We start from the raw sequence: 18,452 nt of genomic DNA on the forward strand, positions 1-18,452 counted from the left end.
CCACAACAGCTCGCCACAGCCCGCCGCGAATGGCCCTGCGCCGTCCCAGAGCCAAAATCGCATTGTTCACGGACGACTAGCTGAACAGGACGAACTCGCTTCCCGCGATTGTCCCATGTGGACGCCTGCCGACGGCATTGATGAACCGAAGTGCTCCGCGCTGAAACGCCTCGGCGCAGCGAGCCCTGTCCTCGCTATTGTCGCTGTTGCAGCAACTCCAGCGCGCGCGCGATGATCGAGGCGCGCTTCTCTTCGGTGTCGGCCTCGGCAAGCTCGTGCTCAAATTCGGCGGCTGCCTCGCCCAAGCGGGCCTCTCCGAAAAACCCGGCAGTTCCCGCAAGTTTGTGGAGATGCTGGGCAAGGTCGTGTGCTTCGTCTTCGCCGATCGCTGTCCGTTCGTTCAGGTCTTTCAGCTTGCTCAGCAGATCGGCGCAGCGCGCCTCGTAGCGGTGCCTGAGCGCGGGTTTCGGATTGACGCCCGACGTAGCGGCCGCGCTGCGTGGCGGGATAGCGGCCCATTTCGTCAGCGTGCGCTGCAGTTCCTCAATGGATACGGGCTTGGAAAGATGCGCCTGCATCCCGGCATCGAGACACGCGGCGATGTCGTCGACATAAGCGTTGGCCGTGAGGGCGACGATCGGCAGAACGGTTTTCGAGTATCCGCGCGCGCGCAGTTCGCGCGCGGCCGCGATGCCATCCATCTCCGGCATCTGCACGTCCATCAGCACCAGCCGGTAAGGATCGCCCGCCCCCGCCGCACGCTCGACCATCGAGACGGCCTCGACGCCATCCCGCGCAATATCGATAGGCAGCCCGAGCCGCTCGCCGATTGCCCGCATGAGTTCCTGGTTGACGTCGTGATCCTCGGCGATGAGCACTCGCAAGGACGAGAAAGTTCCCCCGGCCTGCGCAGAGAGCTGCTGTTCCGGCACCTGCATCACTGCCTTATCCGCTGGCGACAACGGCAAACGCACGAAGAAGGTCGTTCCGATACCTTCTTCGCTTTCCATGCGGATGCTGCCTTCCATGAGGTGCACGAGCCGTTGCGTGATCGCGAGGCCGAGACCGGTACCCCCGCGCTGACCAGCGGTGGTCGGATCGGCTTGCACGAACTGTCCGAACACCGCCTGCTGGCGCTCTGCCGGAATGCCGATACCGGTATCGCGCACCACGATCTCCGCCTGGTCGCCGTCCACGCGCAGGACCAGCGAGATCGAGCCTTCATCGGTGAACTTCACGGCGTTGCCGAGCAGGTTCAACAAGATCTGCCGCACGCGCATGGCGTCGCCGCAGACGTGGTGCGGCAATGCAGGGTCGATCCGAACGGTGAGATGAACACCCTTCTTGCGGGCGGCGGGCTCGACAAGCTTGATGGAACTGCGCACGACATGGGCAAGGTCAATGGGTTCCCTGACGACATGCATCTCGCCCGCCTCGATCTTCGAGAGGTCGAGAATATCGTTCAGCAACTGCAACATGGCCTTTCCGGAATCGGAAATCAGCTGCACCTGGCGCCGCTGCGCGTCGTCCAGATCACTGTGCAGAAGCAATTCGGTAAACCCGAGCACCCCGTTCATCGGCGTGCGGATTTCATGGCTCATGTTGGCGAGAAACGCGTCCTTTGCCTGTACCGCGGCCTGTGCCTGATCGCGGGCCGCGACCAGTTCCTGCTCGGTGAGCGTCTGATCGGTTATGTCCTCGAAGATACCGAGCAAGCCGATAATCTCGCCCGAAGGAAGCCGCTCCGCCTGTCCGACCGAGAGAACATGGCGAATTTCCCCATTCGGTCGCACGATTTTCGCGCGAAAATCGATCGGCGTCCCTAGGGTCGCCGCCGCATCAACCATGGCGCCGACCCTTTCGCGATCCTCCTCATGAAACACTTCCATCGCGCTTTCGAGCGTCAGCTCGAAATCGGTGCCCAGTCCGTGAATGCGATAGACCTCGTCGGACCAGAAGATCGATCCGCCGGCGAGGTCGACGTGCCAATGGCCGATATGCGCGGTCGCCTCAGCCATTTCGAGCAGGCGATTGCTTTCCTGCAGACGCGCGCTGTTCTCCGCAGCGGCAAGCTCCTCCTCCCGCCGGGCGCTGATATCGCGCACGCTGGCGATGAATTCTTCCGGTTCGCCGCTATCCGGATTGACGACGAGGCGATAGTTAGCCTCCAGCCAGACATAGCTGCCATCCTTGCGCATCTGCCGATAGCGACAGATCGGATTGGTGGTTCCACTGAGCAAGCTTTCGTAGGTGGCCATAACACGCGCGCGATCTTCGGCATGGATCGCTGCCATGTACGTTCCACCGACAAGTTCCTCCGGCTTGAAACCGAGGATGCGCTCGCTCGCTGGTGACACATAACGCCGCACGCCGTCGAGACCGATGCGAACGATCTTGTCGTTCGAATTTTCGGCCAGCAGGCGGAAGAGATTTTCGCTCTCCTTCAGCGCCTCAGCGGCGCGCCGTTGTTCGGTGATGTCGATAGCGACGCCCACGTAGCCGGTAAGCTCCCCACGCTCATCGAACTCCGGAGTGTAAACGGTCTGGGCCCAGACACTTTCGCCATTCGAGGCGCGAAAGCATACGTCCAGTTCCAGCTGTTCGCCGTCGCCTCCCCGTTCGCGCGCCTCAAGCAACGCACCGACTTGTTCCTCCGGCAGAAATCTTTGCCAGCCTCGATCGACGAGCTCGGCCGGCTCCACGCCAAGCTTGTCCGCCCAAGCTCTGTTGACGAAGCGGATATTCCCTTCCAGCCCGGATTCGAAAATTCCCACCGGAGCGACATCGGCAAGGCGGCGGAAGCGGCTTTCGGCTTCGCGCGCGCTCGCCTCCGCCTCCTTGATTTCGGTAACATCGCTCAGGATTGCGGTGAACTGCGTCTCCCCGTTCTCGCCGACCCACTCGTTGAGGCGAACATCGAGGAATGCCGCATGTCCGTCCGACTGTGACAGTTCGACGATCTCGCCCTCGTGATTGATCCGGTTGATCCCCAGCAGGTCCTGAAGCGTGACACCGGAAATCGCATCCCATGAGCGGCGGAACATGTGCTCGGCCATATGGTTGGCGGACAGGACGCGGTAAGAGCCGTCCAGAAGGAAAATGGCGGACTGGGCCGTATCCATGATCGACCGATTCAGCTGTTCACGCGCCGCAAGCTCACGGGTCTTCTCCTCGACCTGCCGACGCACGACGGCCTCCTGGCGAGACATGAACAGCAGGAGGATGGCAAACAGGGTGCTGATCGCCAGACCGGCGGACAGGATGAGAACCGGCTCCTGATTGGCCACGCTCGCCTCGAACCGGGGCGTGCTGCGCCAGACCAGTGTCCAGCGATGCCCGGCCACGCGGATTGTCCGTGTGGTTCGGTAGTTCGCTTCCCGGGTATCGCCCGATGCCGCGGTGGAATAGATCAGTTCATCCGGATCGACAGTATCGCCATCGAAAACCGAGATTTCGAAGCTCTCTCCCTGGCTGCTGGTAAGCCCCGCCATGAAACGTGGCGCGATGAACGGTGCATAGATCCAGCCCTCGAAGGCGGCGCGCCGTTCGGCCACGGTGCCTGTCGGTGCCCCGCTGGCATAGACTGGTCGCAGCAAGAGGAAGCCCGAGCTTCGCGATTCGTCCTGCACCAGTTCGATACGGCGAGTAATCCACGCCTTGCCCGTATCGCGCGCGGCGATCGCGGCGCTGCGGCGACGGGGCTCGAACGCGATATCGAGGCCCAGGGCCTGCCGATTGATCGCGAGAGGCTCGATAAACGTAATGACGAACGCGTCGCGTTCTGCCGGAAGGGTGGGATGTAGGTCGATATCCTGAACGCCGCTTGCCCGCGCTCTGGCAAGAAAGTCAGGCACCTCGGCGGTAGCGACCTCTTCGATGAAGCCGAGGCCGTTGATCCCGGGCAGCGTGTTCCGGATATCGAGAACGCCAACGAAATTGCGCCACTCCGACAGCCTGACGTCGTCGGTGGCTTCGAACAGTGCGGCACCCGCGTCGAGCGCCTGGCCATAGGAATCGAGGCGATGCCGCAACGCTTGCTCGCTATCGGTAACCAGCGTGGCGAACGCCGCCTCGTTGCGTTCGTGAACCCGTTCTTGCGCGAACTTCCACGAATAGAATGTAAGACCCAGCAAAATTGCCAGACCGACGATCATGATCGCGTTGAAGCGGACCAGCGGCCGCCCCTTCCAGAGCAGATAGTCCTTTCGCCAGGGCCCCAGTAGCGCCAGCGGCAGCACGACGAGGATGCCGAGCACGTCGCCGCCCCACCAGGTTAGCCAGTTGCGCACCACCGCGTCCGGCCCGAGAGCGCCGGTACCATAAAGAACTCCTACGCCGAAGCTCGCCGCGACCACACAGGGAAGCGGCGCCGCGAGAATCGCGAACAGCGCCACCGAGCGCACCCCGGTGAAATTCGGTTGCGCCCCGAACTTTCGACGGATGAGAGCGGCGGCCAGCAGCGTCTGGATCGTCGAACCGGTCGCGATGACCAGCGCGGGGACGAGTAGGCGCGCCTCGATACCGGCAATGGATATCCCGGCGTTACTGATCGCGTTGGCGACGAACGCTCCGAGAAGGACACCCGGCCAGAGCCGCTTGCCGAAAAGCAAAAGCCCGGCGACAGCGATCCCGGACGCTGGCCATACGATAGTGGCATATCCGGGCGGCGTGGCAAGCTGCAGCCCGACCACGCCGGCCATCACATAGAGACCCGCGAGGACAAGAGTTGCCACCAGCTGCCGTATGCCTCGCGAAGAATCGCCGAGCATCAGCCCACTTCCATCCTTTTCCTTGGCGTTTTCGCTCGAAACGCGGCTCTGTTCGGTCGCAACCGATCAGTTGAAGTCGTCCCGACGGTCTCCTCGACGCTATAATGCCCCATTTAAACAAAAACCACGTTAACACTTCATTCTGTTATTATCCGCCACTTCCGGACCAAGCGACTTCGCCTCTGGTCCCGGTGAGAACCGGCGCACTGTTCCTTACGTCGAGCCTCTTCAAGATATGGGTGAATTGACTTTTCACGGTCACCTCGCGGCTGCCAAGCGCGTGCCGTTCGCCTTGTCGATCGTGTCCCGCGCGGAAACCGTCTAACCGACAACTCGCGGAGAGCTGCGGCATTCGGATCTAGCGAATGGAGCAACCGGCTCAGCGTACTGACCGCCGAGGGGACGAACCAACGCGGACCAGGGTTTCGGCGAGCGTTTCGGGATCGAAGGGCTTGCCGATCACTGCATCGGCGCCCAAGGCAAGCAAGCCGTCTCGCTCGCCGCGTTCGGCAGCGGTCACGAAGGCAACGCGGGTATCTGCCAGTGCCGACCGTTTACGAAGACCGGCAAAGGTCTGCGGGCCATCCATTTCCGGCATCTTCGCGTCGAGCACGACAAGATCGGGTATCCAGCCTCCGGCATCGACGATCGCCAGGGCTTCCATCCCCGAAGCGGCCATCCTCACATCCAGCTCTTCACGCTCGTCAAGCGCCCATGCGGCGATCTCGCGCAGCACTTCGTCATCGTCCACATACAGGATTCTCATTTGTCCTCCCAACAACCAGGGAGGGACATAATCTGAAGGCAAAGAATTTACGTTCAAATAATTTTCCCTTCTGGAAGAGAACCGTAAGCCTATCGTAACCATTCTTCATGGTATTCCTGCCCGACACAGGGAGAGAATGAAACGATCATGCCCCCAACTTCGCCATCACCCGCGCTGGCCCGCATCGCGGAGCGTTTTTCGGCTCGCCTGCCTGCCCGTCTCGACGAGATGGACACAGCGGCCGCCGCGGTAGCGGCAGGAAACGAAACCGGCGCGCTTGCCGAACTCGAGCGTATTCTTCACGATCTGGCGGGCACCGCGCCGGTACTCGGCTACGATGAACTCGGAGCCCTTGCCCGCAGCGGTGAAGACATGGTCGTATGTATCCGCGTCTCCGCAACGCGCCCTGCAGACGAATCGATCGAGAAACTGCGCGCGCACCTTCGGCGCCTGCGTCACGTCGCGAAGCAAGAGCGAGCCGAGGGCCAATGACACCGCGCATTCTGTCCGCATCCGCAGTACTGGGCCTGCTCGTCCTGCCGCTTCATGCCTGGACTCAGCCGGCGCCGGACTGGGCAAGAACCTCTTCCACAGCAACAGCAAGTGCCGGCGAAACCACAGACGCAGGCACGCTTCGCCGAACGATCTCGCTGCGGGAGCTCGGTTTTCCCGACGGCCTTGATCTCAGCGGGCTATCGGGGACGCGCGAGCTTTTCTTTCCCGTTCCGGACAGCGCCGACGTTCGCACGCTCCACCTCCGCCTCCCCTACCGTAGCGGCTCCGCCTTTGAAAGCCGACGGAGTCTGCAAGTCGAGGTCCGCGACCGCGCCATGCTGACGACCGCGCTGCCGACCGAGACGCAAACCGGCATTATCGAGGTGCCGATCGAACCGGCGATGATCCGCGATGGCTATGTTCCCATACGCCTGCGCTACAGCGGGGCGATCTCCGAGGATCGCTGCGTCGATCAGCGTGTTTCGGGCGCCTATCTCGCGTTCCTGCCCGAAGGCGGGCTGACAATGGGCCTCTCGCCCAAAGCTGCCGACACCGTCGCCGAGGTAGCCGCGGTCATGCCGCGCGCCGGCAGCATCGTCCTGCCAGACCGGCCGACCGAAGCGCAGGCGGCCGCCGCTCTCACTCTCGCCGCAGGAAACCCGGACGCCGCGATGGCACGCGGTACGCCTGCCACCACCGAAGGCGACTGGATACGCAGCCGCATCGAACTGGCAGGCGCCAGCGATCCGTCGCTGGCGCTAGTCGAACGCGGCGGCATTCCGGCATTGCGGCTCGGGGGCAGCGACCCGGTCGCCACGGCGCGCCTCCTGAATGGCCGCTGGCGGGCGCTAGCCTCATCCGGGGCCGTTGCCAACGCCGCCAGCGCGACCGATGACGCTCCGGACCGGCGGCTTACCTTCGCCGATCTCGGCGCGGACACATCCGTCCAGTCGATCGCCGACCGGGGAACCTGGACACTGGCCCTGCCGATAACTTCGCTTCCCGAGAACCGGCGGCCGAGCGCGCTCGTCGTAGACGTCGCCGTAGCGGATGACGGCAGCGCCACGCCTCCGGTCGTGACCGTCCTGATGAACGGACTGCTGCTGGGCAGCGCGGAAGCCGAGCGCGGCGCGATGACCCGGCTTCGTCTCGACTTGCCCGAGGGGCTGACGGCCGCGCGCAACAGTATCGAGGTAAGCGTTACGCGGCAAGTGCGCGCGGGCGACTGCGCCTATTCGCCGCAAGGCTATTCCGCGCAATTGCTGCCCTCCAGCCACGTCGTGCTTGGCGAGGCCGGAAGCCCGGCGGATTTCAGCGACCTCGGCCCCCAGTTCGCCGGCGGCGTAACCATCGTCGTCCCCGGAGCGGAGGCGCTGCCCGCGCTCGGCCGGCTGCTCGGCACTCTGATCGACGGCGAAACGCCTCTACGCATCTCTTATCGCGCGATACCCCCCGAAGGTCCCTATGTGCTGGTTGCCTCCACACCGCCGAAGGGCAGCGATCCCCCCGTGCGCTTCGATCAGGGGCAGGTGCGTCTCGCGGGAGAGGACGGCGCGACGCTTATAGACGGGGCGGCGATGCAGGGTCTCACCACAGTGCAGCTTCTGCGCGATGATGATCGCCCGATCCTGTGGATACGTCCCGGCGGAAATTTCGCGCAACTGGCGGAGGCAGACATCAATGCGGCCGGTCTTTCACGCGGAGACGTGGCCTTTTTCGACGGCGACGGTGCGATCCTCGCCTTTTCCACCCAACGCGATCGTCTGATCGACATACGCTATCCCGATCGGACCGACATCGCGGACCTGGTCCGGCGTTATCACCTGTGGCTGATCGGGGCTGGCTGGCTGCTCGTCAGTCTCGGCTTCATCTATCTGTTGCGGCGGATCTATCAGGCCCGCAGGACGGAGACCTGAGCCGTGGCGGAACTGACCGCGAGCGACAGCTGGACCGGCGATTTCCTGGCCGAGCAGGGGCTGATTACACTTGCCCAGCTGAACGAAGCGAGCAGCCTCGCGCTGCGCTGGGGAACCAGTCTGCCCGATGTGCTGCTCGCGCGCAGCTGGATCGACGCCGACACCTATTACGCCACGCTCGCGGCCCGGTTCGGCATGGACTATGTCCGGCTGCGCGACACGCCGCCCGATCCGGCATTGCTGCGTGAAAGCGACGTAACCAATTACATGCGCGAACTGACCGTGCCGTGGCAGGTGCGCGACGGACGGCTCCATATCGCAACCGCCCGTCCCGGCCCGGAGGCGATCGTCTACATCCGCAGGACCTGGGGCCCTGAAGTCGCACTCGTCGTGACGACCAAGCCCGATGTCCAGCGCGCCGTGCAGGACATCTATTCCGAACGGTTCAGTCACGCCGCCGTGTTCGATCTCGCCGAACGCGATCCGGTCATGTCGGCGCAAACGGTGTTCACGCCCGGCCAACTGCTTTTCGGCTGGGCGGCGGCAACCGTCGGTGCAATTGCGCTGGCGCTGCACCCGATCGCGACCCTGATCGTTCTCAATCTGATCATGTCACTGTTTTATCTCGGGAACTTTGTCTTCAAGGCAATCCTGATCTGGGCGGGGGGCAGCCAGCAGCATGCTCGCGCACGCGAAATCGAGTCCGCCGTGCGGATGCTGCGCGACGAGGATCTTCCCATCTACACGGTGCTGGTGCCGATGTTCCGCGAGCCGGACGTGCTGCCCATCCTCGCCAACGCGCTGCGCAAGCTCGATTATCCGACCTCGAAACTCGACATCAAGATCGTGCTCGAGGAGGGCGACCACGAAACGATTGACGCGGCGGTCCGGCTCGGCCTGGAAGGCATTTTCGAGATTATCCGGGTGCCGCCCTCGCAACCGCAGACGAAACCGAAGGCATGCAACTATGCATTCCGCTTCGCGCGCGGCGACTATCTCGTCATCTTCGACGCCGAGGACAAGCCGGAGCCCGACCAGCTCAAAAAGGTGGTGGTCGCGTTCAACCAGTCCCCCGACAACGTCGCCTGCGTCCAGTGCCGACTCAATTACTACAATCGCGACGAGAACTGGCTCACGCGCATGTTCACACTCGACTACTCGCTGTGGTTCGATCTGATGCTGCCGGGGCTGGAACAGCTGCGCGTACCGATCCCGCTCGGCGGCACTTCCAACCATTTCCGCATGGACGTTCTGCGCGAACTTCACGCCTGGGACCCGTTTAACGTCACCGAGGACGCCGATCTCGGCATTCGCATGACTCAGAAAGGCTACGAGGTCCGGCTGGTCGACTCCACCACGTTCGAGGAAGCCAATGTCTCGCAGAAGAACTGGGTCCGGCAGCGGTCACGCTGGATCAAGGGCTATATGCAGACCTTTCTGGTCCACATCCGCCGACCGGTACATCTGCTGCGCACGACCGGGACGCTGGGTGCGCTGGGCTTCGTGTTCTTCATCGGCGGCACGATGCTTTCGGGGCTGCTCAATCCGGTATTCTGGGCGATCTTCGCGATCTGGGCGATCACCCAGACGACCGCGCTCGACAGTCTCTTTCCACCTATCCTTCTCTATCTGGCCCTGTTCAACCTGCTCGCCGGCAACGGGCTCTTCATGTTCCTGATGATGCTCGCGCCGTTTCGCCGCCGCTGGCTTCAACTGACGCCGTTCAGCCTGACCGTGATCTGGTATTGGGCGCTGATGTCCGCCGCTGCCTGGAAAGGCGCATGGCAACTCGTCACCAAACCCTTCTACTGGGAAAAAACGCATCACGGCCTGTCGAAACACACTGCCGCCGAAGTCGCGCAGGCGGTGCGGGAGCAGCAGGCGGCATGACGCGCAACCGCCTCTGGACCCCAGCCGTCATGCTGCTCGCCGGGACAGCGCTGCTCGCGCTGCTGCTCGCCCTGCAGGCGCGCGGCCATGTATCGGGAAGCGGTCTAGACCTCTGGGGCCGCACACTGCTCGCCAATGCCCGCCTGATAGCGATCGACGACATCCTGACGGCCTTTCCCCCGCTTTCCTATCTCGGGAGCATTGTTCTGGCCTCGCTGTTCCCCTGGCTGGGCCCGACGACACCCTCGCTTCTGGCGGCCATGCTCGGCGGGGTACTGGTTGGCGGGTGGTTCGCCACTTTGCGCGACAACGGCTTCGGCAGATGGGCAGCTCCCGCCGCGACACTCCTGCTCGGTGCGAATCCGCTTTTCTTGCGCGCCGTGGCCGAAGGTCCCGCCTTCGTGCTACTTCATTGGGGCGTCTGGCTGCTGGCGCTCGGCATGTTCCAGCTTCGCCGGGGCCATCGGGTGAACGACATCATCCTCATCGCCCTCGCGCTGGTGCTGATCGGCCTCTCGCACCCGCTGGGGCTGGTACTCACCTTCGCGGTTCTGCCGTTCCTCGCGCTCGTCATGCCTCCCGATCGCCTGCGAGACGCGCCGGCGGCGGCGTTCCTCGTCCTGCTCTTCCCGCTGCTCTTCACGGCGGCCTCCTTCCTCTACGTGAACTGGATTTTCGGCGGTGCCCCCCTCCACTTTCTCGATACCCTGAGCCGCGAAACCGCGGGACTCGGCACCGGGGCCGAGACGAACCTCGCGGACGACGGTCTTCGCGGACTGCACCCGGCCCTTCTTGCGGCAATCGGCATCATCGCCGCGTGCCCCATCGGCGTGTCGATGTTTGTTCGCACGTCGGGAATGCCTCCGCTGCGGTTTGCTGTCCTGGCACTCCTCGGATGGCTGGTTTCGGCAACGATCCTGGCGGCGCTATTCGACCTGCTTCCCTCGCCGGCCCTCGTCGCCGGGCTCGGCGTCCCCCTAGCGGCGGCCTGTGCCGTCCGCTGGCCGCACGAGCGGCCGGCCCGCCGGGAGACATTGCTGCTTCTCCTCGCAGGCATGATTGGCGCGCTGGTCCTCTCCATGGCCGACGATTCTTCGGAGACGCACCGCTGGCGGCGGGCTGCGCTGGGCCAGCCGGTGCCGCCGCCTGACCCCGACCTCGCCGAACTGGCCGTCGTGCTCAAGCAACACGACGGGATCCTGTTCGACGCCGAAGCGGCGCCTGCTGTGGTCGCGTTGCGCGGCCGGGCGGCTGGCATCTTCAGCGCAGAGACGCAGGCCTTCCAACTGGCGGGTCTGGGCAGCGGCGGCGACGCCAAGGTGCTGGTGGTCCGCAACCATGCGTCGAGTTTCGGCAGCGACCGGATCGGACGAATGTTTCCCGAACTGTATGACCTCGGCCGACCGGGATATGTACGCGTCTTCGACAGCGAGCGCTGGCGCGTCTATGCACGCAGGGAGAAGGCCCCGTTATGACCGCGCCAGGCTCGCCAGCCCGGATTCTCATCGTGGACGACTCCGAGGATTCGGCCGACATCACCGCCGCATTCCTGGAGGAAGGCGGCTTCGGCAATCTGACATTCGCACGGTCCGCGAGCGAGGCCTTCGACGAGATCGGCGTCGGCAATACCCCGCAGCAGGCGCCCGGAATAGGCTTCGAGCTTATTATCATGGACATCGTGATGCCCGACATGGACGGGATTGAGGCCTGTGCCCGGTTGCGGCTCTTCGAGCCCACCCGCCATGTCCCGATCCTGATGCTTTCGGGCGCGCGCGATCTGCAAGCGCTGAATCAGGCGTTCGTTGCCGGTGCGAACGATTTCGTCGGCAAGCCGGTCAACCAGATCGACCTGCTCGCGCGTGTGCGCACGCTGCTGCGGTTCGGGCGGGAGCTGGAACGCAGGCTGCTGCGCGACGCGGAGCTTGAGGAACGCAACCGGAACCTGCAGCGCGGCAATCTGGATGCCACGCTGATCGACCCGGTCACAGGGCTTGCGGGCGGCATCGTTGTAGAACTCATGCTTCGCAGTTGCCGCGAGCGTGCCGTTTCGGCGGCGCTTGCGCTTGTCCAGATCGACGAGTTCGAGCTGTTCGCCAGACGCCATGACACCGACGCAGCCGCAAGGTTGCTGAACCGGATTGCCGGCATCATCTCCGAAGTACCAGCGCCGCTGGCGGCGACGCCCTGCTATTACGGCGAAGGCGCCTTCATGCTCGTTCAGCCGCGTGCGCCTTCGGATACCGCATTGACGGAAACCTGCGGCGGCATTCGCACGGCCGTCGAAGCCGCCGAGCTACCGCACGGCAATTCGATTTCCAGCGCGTTCGTCACGGTTTCGACACTGACTGCCTGGGATATGGACCAAAACCTTGAGACGCTCGCTCCGCGTCTGCTCTCGGGAATGGAACGCGAATGGATCGGGGGAGGACAGCATGGCCGAATTCAATAGCGCATTGCGGTGTCTGATTCTTGTCGCGGCAACCTGTGCCGCATTCGTCTCACCACCCGCGCGTGCCCAATCGGATACCACCATTCCGCCTGCCGTTTCGGGGGAGCCGCGTTGGCAAGCGATTGCTTCCTTCTATTATTCCAACAGCAAGCAAGGATATGACGGCAATGGAGACCGCATCGACATCGCCGACTATCGAAAGCTCGAACTCTATCTCCTGACCGAATATCGCGTTTCAGACGACGTCACGCTGGTCCTCACGCCCAGCCTGCGCGAAGTTTCGGTCGAAGGACCGGACAACGACAGCAGCGGTCTTGGCTACACCGACGTCGGCGCACGCTATCGCTTTGCCGAGGGCGACGGCTGGTCGCTCGCAGCACAGGGCACGGTACGGATACCCGGCGACACGCGTCCGGACGTGCTCGCGCAGATCGGCAGCACCGACGCCGAATACGATGCGCGGCTAAGGGGCATCTATGGCTTCGCGTCCGGGTCGGACAGCGGGTTTGTCGACATCCAGGGCGCCTACCGCCTGCGCGACGGCGATCCCCCCAACGAATTTCATCTTGACGTCACCGCCGGCTATCGCCCGGTCGAAACGTTGCTTGTCATGGCGCAGTCCTTCAACACCTTCAGCGACGGGGACGGACGCGGCATCTTCAACCGATACCGCTATCACAATGCCCAGTTGAGCGCGGTCTACGATGTTGCACCGGGCCTGTCGCTTCAGGCCGGATGGCTCGGCACGCTGGGCGGCGAGAATGCCCTGCGCGAGCGCGGGGCATTCGGCGGCGTCTGGATCAGCTTCTGAGCCAGCGCGCGCGAAGCATGTGTTCGGCGGGTTTGTTCTGCACGGTGAAATCGGTATCCAGCATCCCGCCGGCGCCGGGATCCGTGAACCAGCGCCAGACCAGAACGCCATCGGCCGGCGCGACGTCGATCGCATCCAGCCAATCACCCAACACGGCCCGTTGAAGGGCCGGATCGGGTTCGGCGATCCGTTCCTCGGCGCTTTCCCAGGGCCGCATCGCCGCGCCGCGCGCCGAACGTACGCCGATCTCGGCAATGCACAGCGGACGGGCGCTGCGCTGCGCAACGGAATGAGCGGCGGCAAGAGTGGATTGGATGAGACGCCTACGCCTTTCCCGGTCGCTATCGGGTCCAAGGGGAGGATAGAGGGACATCGAAATGGCATCGAGCCGGTGCCAGAACCCGATCCGCTCTGCCTCTTCAGTGCCATGCGCGACGTAGCTCACCCGTCCGGAGAAACGCTCCCGTGCCGCGCCGATCACCTCGTCCCACTCATTCCGGCCGGTCGTCTGGCGCAGTTCGGTGCCGATTATCAGCGTATCGGCGCCTTCGTCCTGCGCGAGTTCGGCGAGTTGGACAACAATCGAACGATAGGCGGCGAACCACCGTGCCCAGTCTTCTGCGTTTCGCATCCGCACACTGCCCGCCCATCTTTCCGGCACCCAGACATGGGGCTTGACGATCGCGCGCAGTCCCGCCGCATGCGCCTGACGGATCGCCAGCCGAAGGCGGGCGGGCGGCACTGCGTCGCCATAGACGATACGCGGGTCATGCTCATGCGCCTGCCAGAGGAACGGAATGATCGCAACGCAGTTCGCACCGAGCGACGCGATGGCTTCGAGGCTCCGCGCTGCCGCGGCGCTGCCGTAGGGCGCATTGGCCGTCTCGATGAGGTTCAGCCCGCGCCCGGACACACGCTGCGCCGCCCACCCCGGCCCGACCATCCCGGCCAGACCTGCTACCCCGGCAAGCAACAGAAGCGCGCGGCGATCGCCGGAAACCGGTTCGTCCCGAATGCTCATGCCGGTCCCGGCCACGCTCGGCCGGCGAACGTTCCGGGTGCCGTCCAGGAAGGCACCGGTATCATATTGCTCGCTCTGAATGCCGCTTTTCGCATTTTCGTCCCTTCGTCTCGAAACCCGCCGCATCGGCTTCACGCGGAAGGCCTCCACACCTCCACGGGTCCCGGCACTCGAACCTGAACTGCATGCGCATCTGCCATGCAATGTTCTTTTTCAACAACCTATTAGTAGTCTGTGCGCAAAATGAAGGTCTAATCAGGCCGAGGATTTCATGGACGTTCTCCAGCTCAGTAAACTTCCGCCCGACGAACAGATCACCTTGCTTTTACGGCGATTGCAGCGGGCTGAAAACGCACGTCAGGATGCCGAAGCCCTTCTGGAAACCCGCGCCCGGGAACTCGACCGCAGTAATCAGGAGTTGCGCCGCCGGGAACAGGACCTGCAGGCGAGACTCGAATTCGGCAACAGGCAACTGCTCGCCGCGCAACGGATGGCACGAATCGCCACCATCTATCGCGCAAAAGACGATACCTTCTTCGTCTCCCCTGAATTCCGTGCCCTGCTGGGACTTAGCGACGGGACTGAAATAAACCCCAGCGTCCTGGCCATGGTCGTGCATCCGCTGGATCGGGATCGCGTCGCTCATGACGAATTTGCTTTCTACACCGATCTGTCCGCCAACGTCAGCCACGCGTATGAACACCGGATCATTCGACAATCCGACCGCGCGGTACGCTGGATGCGCTGGACGCTGAAGCGCGACGTGGACGAGAAGGGCCGGTTTCGTTCGATATTCGGGACGGTCCAGGACATTACAGAGCAGCGCAAGTCGGAACGCAGCGTGCGCGCTCTCGGCCTCATAGCGGAACGGCGGGTCAAACGGCTGAGCGAACTCACGGTGCGGCTGCAGGAAACGACGCGAATGGAGGCGCAAGCCGTCAGCTTCCTGCGTGCCGTCCTCGATACCGTGCCGCAGGGGATCGCAGTTTTCGACGAGGACCTGCGGCTTGCCGCTTGGAATAGCACCGTGGCCGGTCTGACCGAAATCGAACCGGGGCAGCTTCACGAAGGGCTCCCCTACAAGACGTTCGCCACACGGCACTGGCGACACGACCCGGCGGCAAGCGCGGACCGGCTGAGACGCGACGCGCGGGGCAAGGTCATCGAGCAGACGTTCGAGCAGGTCCTTTCGGACGGGCGGACCGTATACGCAGCGGTCATTCCGCGAGCCGAAGGGCGCGGAATGGTGAAGATCTACACGGATGTCACGAAACACAAGAAGACCGAGCAGTCTCTGCGTTCCCAGCGGGCCGAGCTTTCGGAACGAGTGACCGAGCTGGAGCGGCTGTCGCGCAAATTGCAGCACAGCAATGCCGCGGCGGAGGAAGCAAACCGTTCGAAATCGCAATTCCTCGCAATGATGAGCCACGACATTCGCACGCCGATGAATGGCGTGCTCGGCATGCTCGCGACGCTTTCGGCAACCGAACTGGCGCCGGAACAAAGGCGCCAACTCGATCTGGCACGGCAAGCCGGGTATCAGCTCAACGTGCTGCTGAACGACATCCTGGAGATCGTTCGCGCAGAATCGGGCAAACTCGAACTGCTTCCCGAACCGGTAAACCTGGCCCAGACACTCGATGGAATCGTCGATTTCTGGCAAATGGCCAACACCAATCCAGAGATCGCGATCAAGGTCAGCTTCGGTGGCGATCTGCCGAAAAGGATTTCGGTCGATCCCACGCGCTTCCGCCAGCTCATCGACAATCTCTTGTCCAACGCCCTGAAATATACGCCCGAGGGACAGGTGACGGTCCGCGCGCGCAGCACCGGCGCAGCCTTGAGGATCGAGGTCGAAGATACCGGGCCCGGCATCCCCGCCGACAAGCAGGCAGACCTGTTCACCGACTTTTCCCGGCTAAAGAGCATGACCCTGGATCATACCCAGAGCGCCGGCCTGGGGCTTGCGATCTGCCGGCGGCTGGTCAATGCAATGGGCGGCTCGATCGGTATCGAGAGCGAGCCGGGCGAAGGCAGTTGCTTCTGGTTCGAACTGCCCCTCATAGAAGTCGTGGAATCTGGAAAGCCGGTGCGAAACAAGCAATACCAGCGCCTCAAGACCGCCGATGGCCGCGCTCCGCGTCTGCTGGTCGCAGAAGACGTCGAAACCAACCAGCTCGTAATCGCCGGGATGCTCGATCTGATCGGTTGCGACTATCATATCGTTGCGGACGGCGCCGCTGCCGTCGAGGCAGTGAAGGACGACGTCTTCGACCTCGTCCTGATGGACGTGCGCATGCCAGTCATGGACGGCCGGGAGGCCACACGCGTCATCCGCGCACTTCCCGGTGCGAAAGCGCAGATACCGATCATCGGCGTGACCGCTCATGCCCAGCAAGCGGAACAGGCGCAACTCGTGGAAGCCGGAATGGATTCCTGCGTGACCAAGCCGATCCAGCTCGAGGTCCTCTCCTCGCGGATGGCGGAAGTTCTCGATCGATCAGAGCAAGTGCCTCTTCCGCAAAACGACCTGATAGACGTCGACGCGATCATGGCGCTGTTCGAAGCCCTGCCGGAAGCACGGCGGCATCAGGTAATGCTCTCCTCGACCAAGGATCTCTCAAGACTGCTGGCCGACTTGAAGAGTGCTGAACAAGCCGGCCACACCGATAACCGGGCACGCGCGGTGCATAGCCTGAAAGGGGTCGCGGGCAATATCGGCGCGCACCGGCTAGCCAATCTTCTGGCCGATAAGACGCAGGTCGACGTTGCCGAAGTGGAACGGGTAGTGGCGGATACCGTGAACGATATCCGCCACCGTTTCGGTCTCGGGGAACTGACCGGGGATCAATAGGCGCCGCGCGCGGTCACAACGGCAGGCACGGTACGGAAGAGCAGAGCAACATCGCGCAGCAGGCTCGGACGCCGGACGTAGTCGATATCCATCTCCACCTGCTTCTCGAAGGGGATTTCGGCGCGTCCCGAGACCTGCCAGGTGCAGGTGATGCCGGGCTTGACGTCGAGCCGACGCATGGCTCCGGGCCAGTAGGCGAGCACTTCCTGCGGCAGCGCAGGACGCGGTCCGACGATCGACATCTCCCCGCGAAGCACATTGAAGAGCTGCGGCAACTCGTCGAGCGACAGCCGGCGAAGCCAAGTTCCGACGCGCGTGACCCGCGGGTCGCGGCGCAGCTTGAAGCAGACCGAATCTCGATCCGAGCTGCTTTCGAGGCTCCCCCGCTGCCGTTCCGCGTCGACGACCATCGAACGGAACTTGAAGAGCGTAAACGGCCTGCCGTTCTTGCCGATGCGAACCTGGCGGAACAGTGCCGGGCCGCCATCCTCAAGACGGATAAGCAGGACTATCGCCAGCAGGACGGGAGCCAATGCCAGGATTCCGAGCGCGGAAGCGACGAAGTCTCCGGCGCGCTTGACGGCCCCGAAAGCACCGCGCGCAACGAGGGCATACGACAGCGCGCGAACCATGAACGCCACGTTGCCGACAAGATAACGATTGGCGAGGCGGCGCGGCTCCTGGGCGAGCCTCCACACCCACTCGCATCCGAGGTCGCGGAAGGCCGCCGGAGCGCGGGGAATACGGTTCGAGTAGTAATCGAACAACCCGCCCACGCCGAGCAGGACCGAGGCTTCGATGCGATCGGCGTTCTGCGCGATCCAGCGGTCCTGGCGCGGCACGCCGAGGCCGATGAACACCATTCCGGCACCGCTGGCGTTGATCTCCTCGATGATCCGGCCTTCGTCCTCGTCGCCGAAATAGCCGTGATGCGTTCCGACGATCTGCAGACCGGGGAAGCGATCGGCCATCGCCAGCGCGGCCGCGCGGGCGACGCCGTCCATACCGCCCAGAAGGTAGATGGAGACGCCTCGGTGCGCCGCCTTCTCGCACAGCAGCGGGAAAAGGTCGGTTCCGTTAAGGTTGTCGCCGAAGGATCGCCCCGCGAGCTTCGAAGCGATGCGCAGACCGGAACCGTCCGGAAGCACGAAATCGCTCTCTTCGAGCGACTGACGGTACTGCCTGTCAACGGCCGCGACGTTCACGCAGTGCGCGTTGAGAAAGGCCACGCGGGTGGGCAGGCGATAACGCGCCCGCTCGACGAGCAGAGTGGCGATATCCGCTCGACCGGCGTCAACGATATCGAAGCCGAACAGACTGCTTGTCGCCGGCGCAGCCGCGATCCACGGCGCGGGAATCTCTGCTCCGTTGACCGGTGCGGCGAAGTCGAAATCGAATGACTGATACATGGTGTCCTCCGTGAGTATTGTGCGGAGGGACACAGCAGCCACCGTGCCAATTCTATTTTTATATTTAAACTC

At 63.5% G+C, this 18,452-nt stretch carries 11 protein-coding genes; 6 read left to right on the plus strand and 5 right to left on the minus strand.

Translation table 11 applies throughout. The features are described 5' to 3' along the window. Window positions 1–194 precede the first annotated feature (194 nt). The 3 genes from B2G71_RS21805 to B2G71_RS24680 all read right to left on the minus strand — a co-directional run bounded on the left by B2G71_RS21805 (window position 195) and on the right by B2G71_RS24680 (window position 6,030). The gene (locus B2G71_RS21805; protein WP_098108772.1) at window positions 195–4,769 is read right to left on the minus strand and encodes a PAS domain S-box protein; all 4,575 of its coding nucleotides are present in this window, start codon (window positions 4,767–4,769) and stop codon (window positions 195–197) included. Window positions 4,770–5,148: 379 nt separating this feature from the next. Further along, window positions 5,149–5,520, minus strand: a complete 372-nt coding sequence (locus B2G71_RS21810; protein ID WP_240530291.1) for a response regulator — start codon at window positions 5,518–5,520, stop codon at window positions 5,149–5,151. Window positions 5,521–5,700: 180 nt separating this feature from the next. Further along, the gene (locus B2G71_RS24680; protein WP_240530292.1) at window positions 5,701–6,030 is read right to left on the minus strand and encodes a hypothetical protein; all 330 of its coding nucleotides are present in this window, start codon (window positions 6,028–6,030) and stop codon (window positions 5,701–5,703) included. Here B2G71_RS24680 and B2G71_RS21820 point away from each other — a divergent pair. From B2G71_RS21820 to B2G71_RS21840, 5 genes are read left to right on the plus strand one after another with little or no spacing between them, the layout of a single operon-like run. Then, window positions 6,024–7,946: a cellulose biosynthesis cyclic di-GMP-binding regulatory protein BcsB gene (locus B2G71_RS21820; RefSeq protein WP_168176451.1), complete on the plus strand. Its 1,923-nt coding sequence runs from the start codon at window positions 6,024–6,026 to the stop codon at window positions 7,944–7,946. The genes B2G71_RS24680 and B2G71_RS21820 overlap by 7 nt on opposite strands. 3 nt (window positions 7,947–7,949) lie before the next feature. Beyond that, window positions 7,950–9,836, plus strand: a complete 1,887-nt coding sequence (locus B2G71_RS21825; protein WP_098108776.1) for a glycosyltransferase family 2 protein — start codon at window positions 7,950–7,952, stop codon at window positions 9,834–9,836. Then, entirely contained in the window at window positions 9,833–11,311 is a 1,479-nt protein-coding gene (locus tag B2G71_RS21830) for a hypothetical protein (RefSeq protein ID WP_098108777.1), read from the plus strand. Before B2G71_RS21825 ends, B2G71_RS21830 begins: the two co-directional genes overlap by 4 nt. Continuing rightward, window positions 11,308–12,285 carry a response regulator gene (locus B2G71_RS21835; protein ID WP_098108778.1) on the plus strand — a complete coding sequence of 326 codons (978 nt, stop codon included), beginning with the start codon at window positions 11,308–11,310 and terminating at the stop codon, window positions 12,283–12,285. Before B2G71_RS21830 ends, B2G71_RS21835 begins: the two co-directional genes overlap by 4 nt. Continuing rightward, the gene (locus tag B2G71_RS21840; RefSeq protein ID WP_098108779.1) at window positions 12,269–13,096 is read left to right on the plus strand and encodes a transporter; all 828 of its coding nucleotides are present in this window, start codon (window positions 12,269–12,271) and stop codon (window positions 13,094–13,096) included. The genes B2G71_RS21835 and B2G71_RS21840 overlap by 17 nt, the downstream gene beginning before the upstream one ends. Here the strand turns inward: B2G71_RS21840 and B2G71_RS21845 are convergent. Continuing rightward, the gene (locus B2G71_RS21845) at window positions 13,086–14,252 is read right to left on the minus strand and encodes a glycosidase-like protein (RefSeq protein ID WP_141521656.1); all 1,167 of its coding nucleotides are present in this window, start codon (window positions 14,250–14,252) and stop codon (window positions 13,086–13,088) included. The two genes, B2G71_RS21840 and B2G71_RS21845, sit on opposite strands and share 11 nt — an antisense overlap. 136 nt (window positions 14,253–14,388) lie before the next feature. Here B2G71_RS21845 and B2G71_RS21850 point away from each other — a divergent pair, with 136 nt between their 5' ends. After that, the gene (locus B2G71_RS21850; protein ID WP_098108781.1) at window positions 14,389–16,971 is read left to right on the plus strand and encodes an ATP-binding protein; all 2,583 of its coding nucleotides are present in this window, start codon (window positions 14,389–14,391) and stop codon (window positions 16,969–16,971) included. Here B2G71_RS21850 and B2G71_RS21855 read toward each other — a convergent pair. Next, entirely contained in the window at window positions 16,965–18,380 is a 1,416-nt protein-coding gene (locus B2G71_RS21855; RefSeq protein WP_098108782.1) for a WecB/TagA/CpsF family glycosyltransferase, read from the minus strand. The genes B2G71_RS21850 and B2G71_RS21855 overlap by 7 nt on opposite strands. Window positions 18,381–18,452 lie beyond the last annotated feature (72 nt).

The sequence above is a fragment of the Novosphingobium sp. PC22D genome (assembly GCF_002556635.1).
Classification (GTDB): Bacteria; Pseudomonadota; Alphaproteobacteria; order Sphingomonadales; family Sphingomonadaceae; genus Novosphingobium.

Bases quoted from the DNA above. Each gene is read 5' to 3' on its own strand.
- B2G71_RS21805 (WP_098108772.1), bottom strand. From the start codon at position 4,769: ATGCTCGGCGATTCTTCGCGAGGCATACGGCAGCTGGTGGCAACTCTT.
- B2G71_RS21820 (WP_168176451.1), top strand. From the start codon at position 6,024: ATGACACCGCGCATTCTGTCCGCATCCGCAGTACTGGGCCTGCTCGTC.
- B2G71_RS21830 (WP_098108777.1), top strand. From the start codon at position 9,833: ATGACGCGCAACCGCCTCTGGACCCCAGCCGTCATGCTGCTCGCCGGG.
- B2G71_RS21835 (WP_098108778.1), top strand. From the start codon at position 11,308: ATGACCGCGCCAGGCTCGCCAGCCCGGATTCTCATCGTGGACGACTCC.
- B2G71_RS21840 (WP_098108779.1), top strand. From the start codon at position 12,269: ATGGCCGAATTCAATAGCGCATTGCGGTGTCTGATTCTTGTCGCGGCA.
- B2G71_RS21850 (WP_098108781.1), top strand. From the start codon at position 14,389: ATGGACGTTCTCCAGCTCAGTAAACTTCCGCCCGACGAACAGATCACC.
- B2G71_RS21855 (WP_098108782.1), bottom strand. From the start codon at position 18,380: ATGTATCAGTCATTCGATTTCGACTTCGCCGCACCGGTCAACGGAGCA.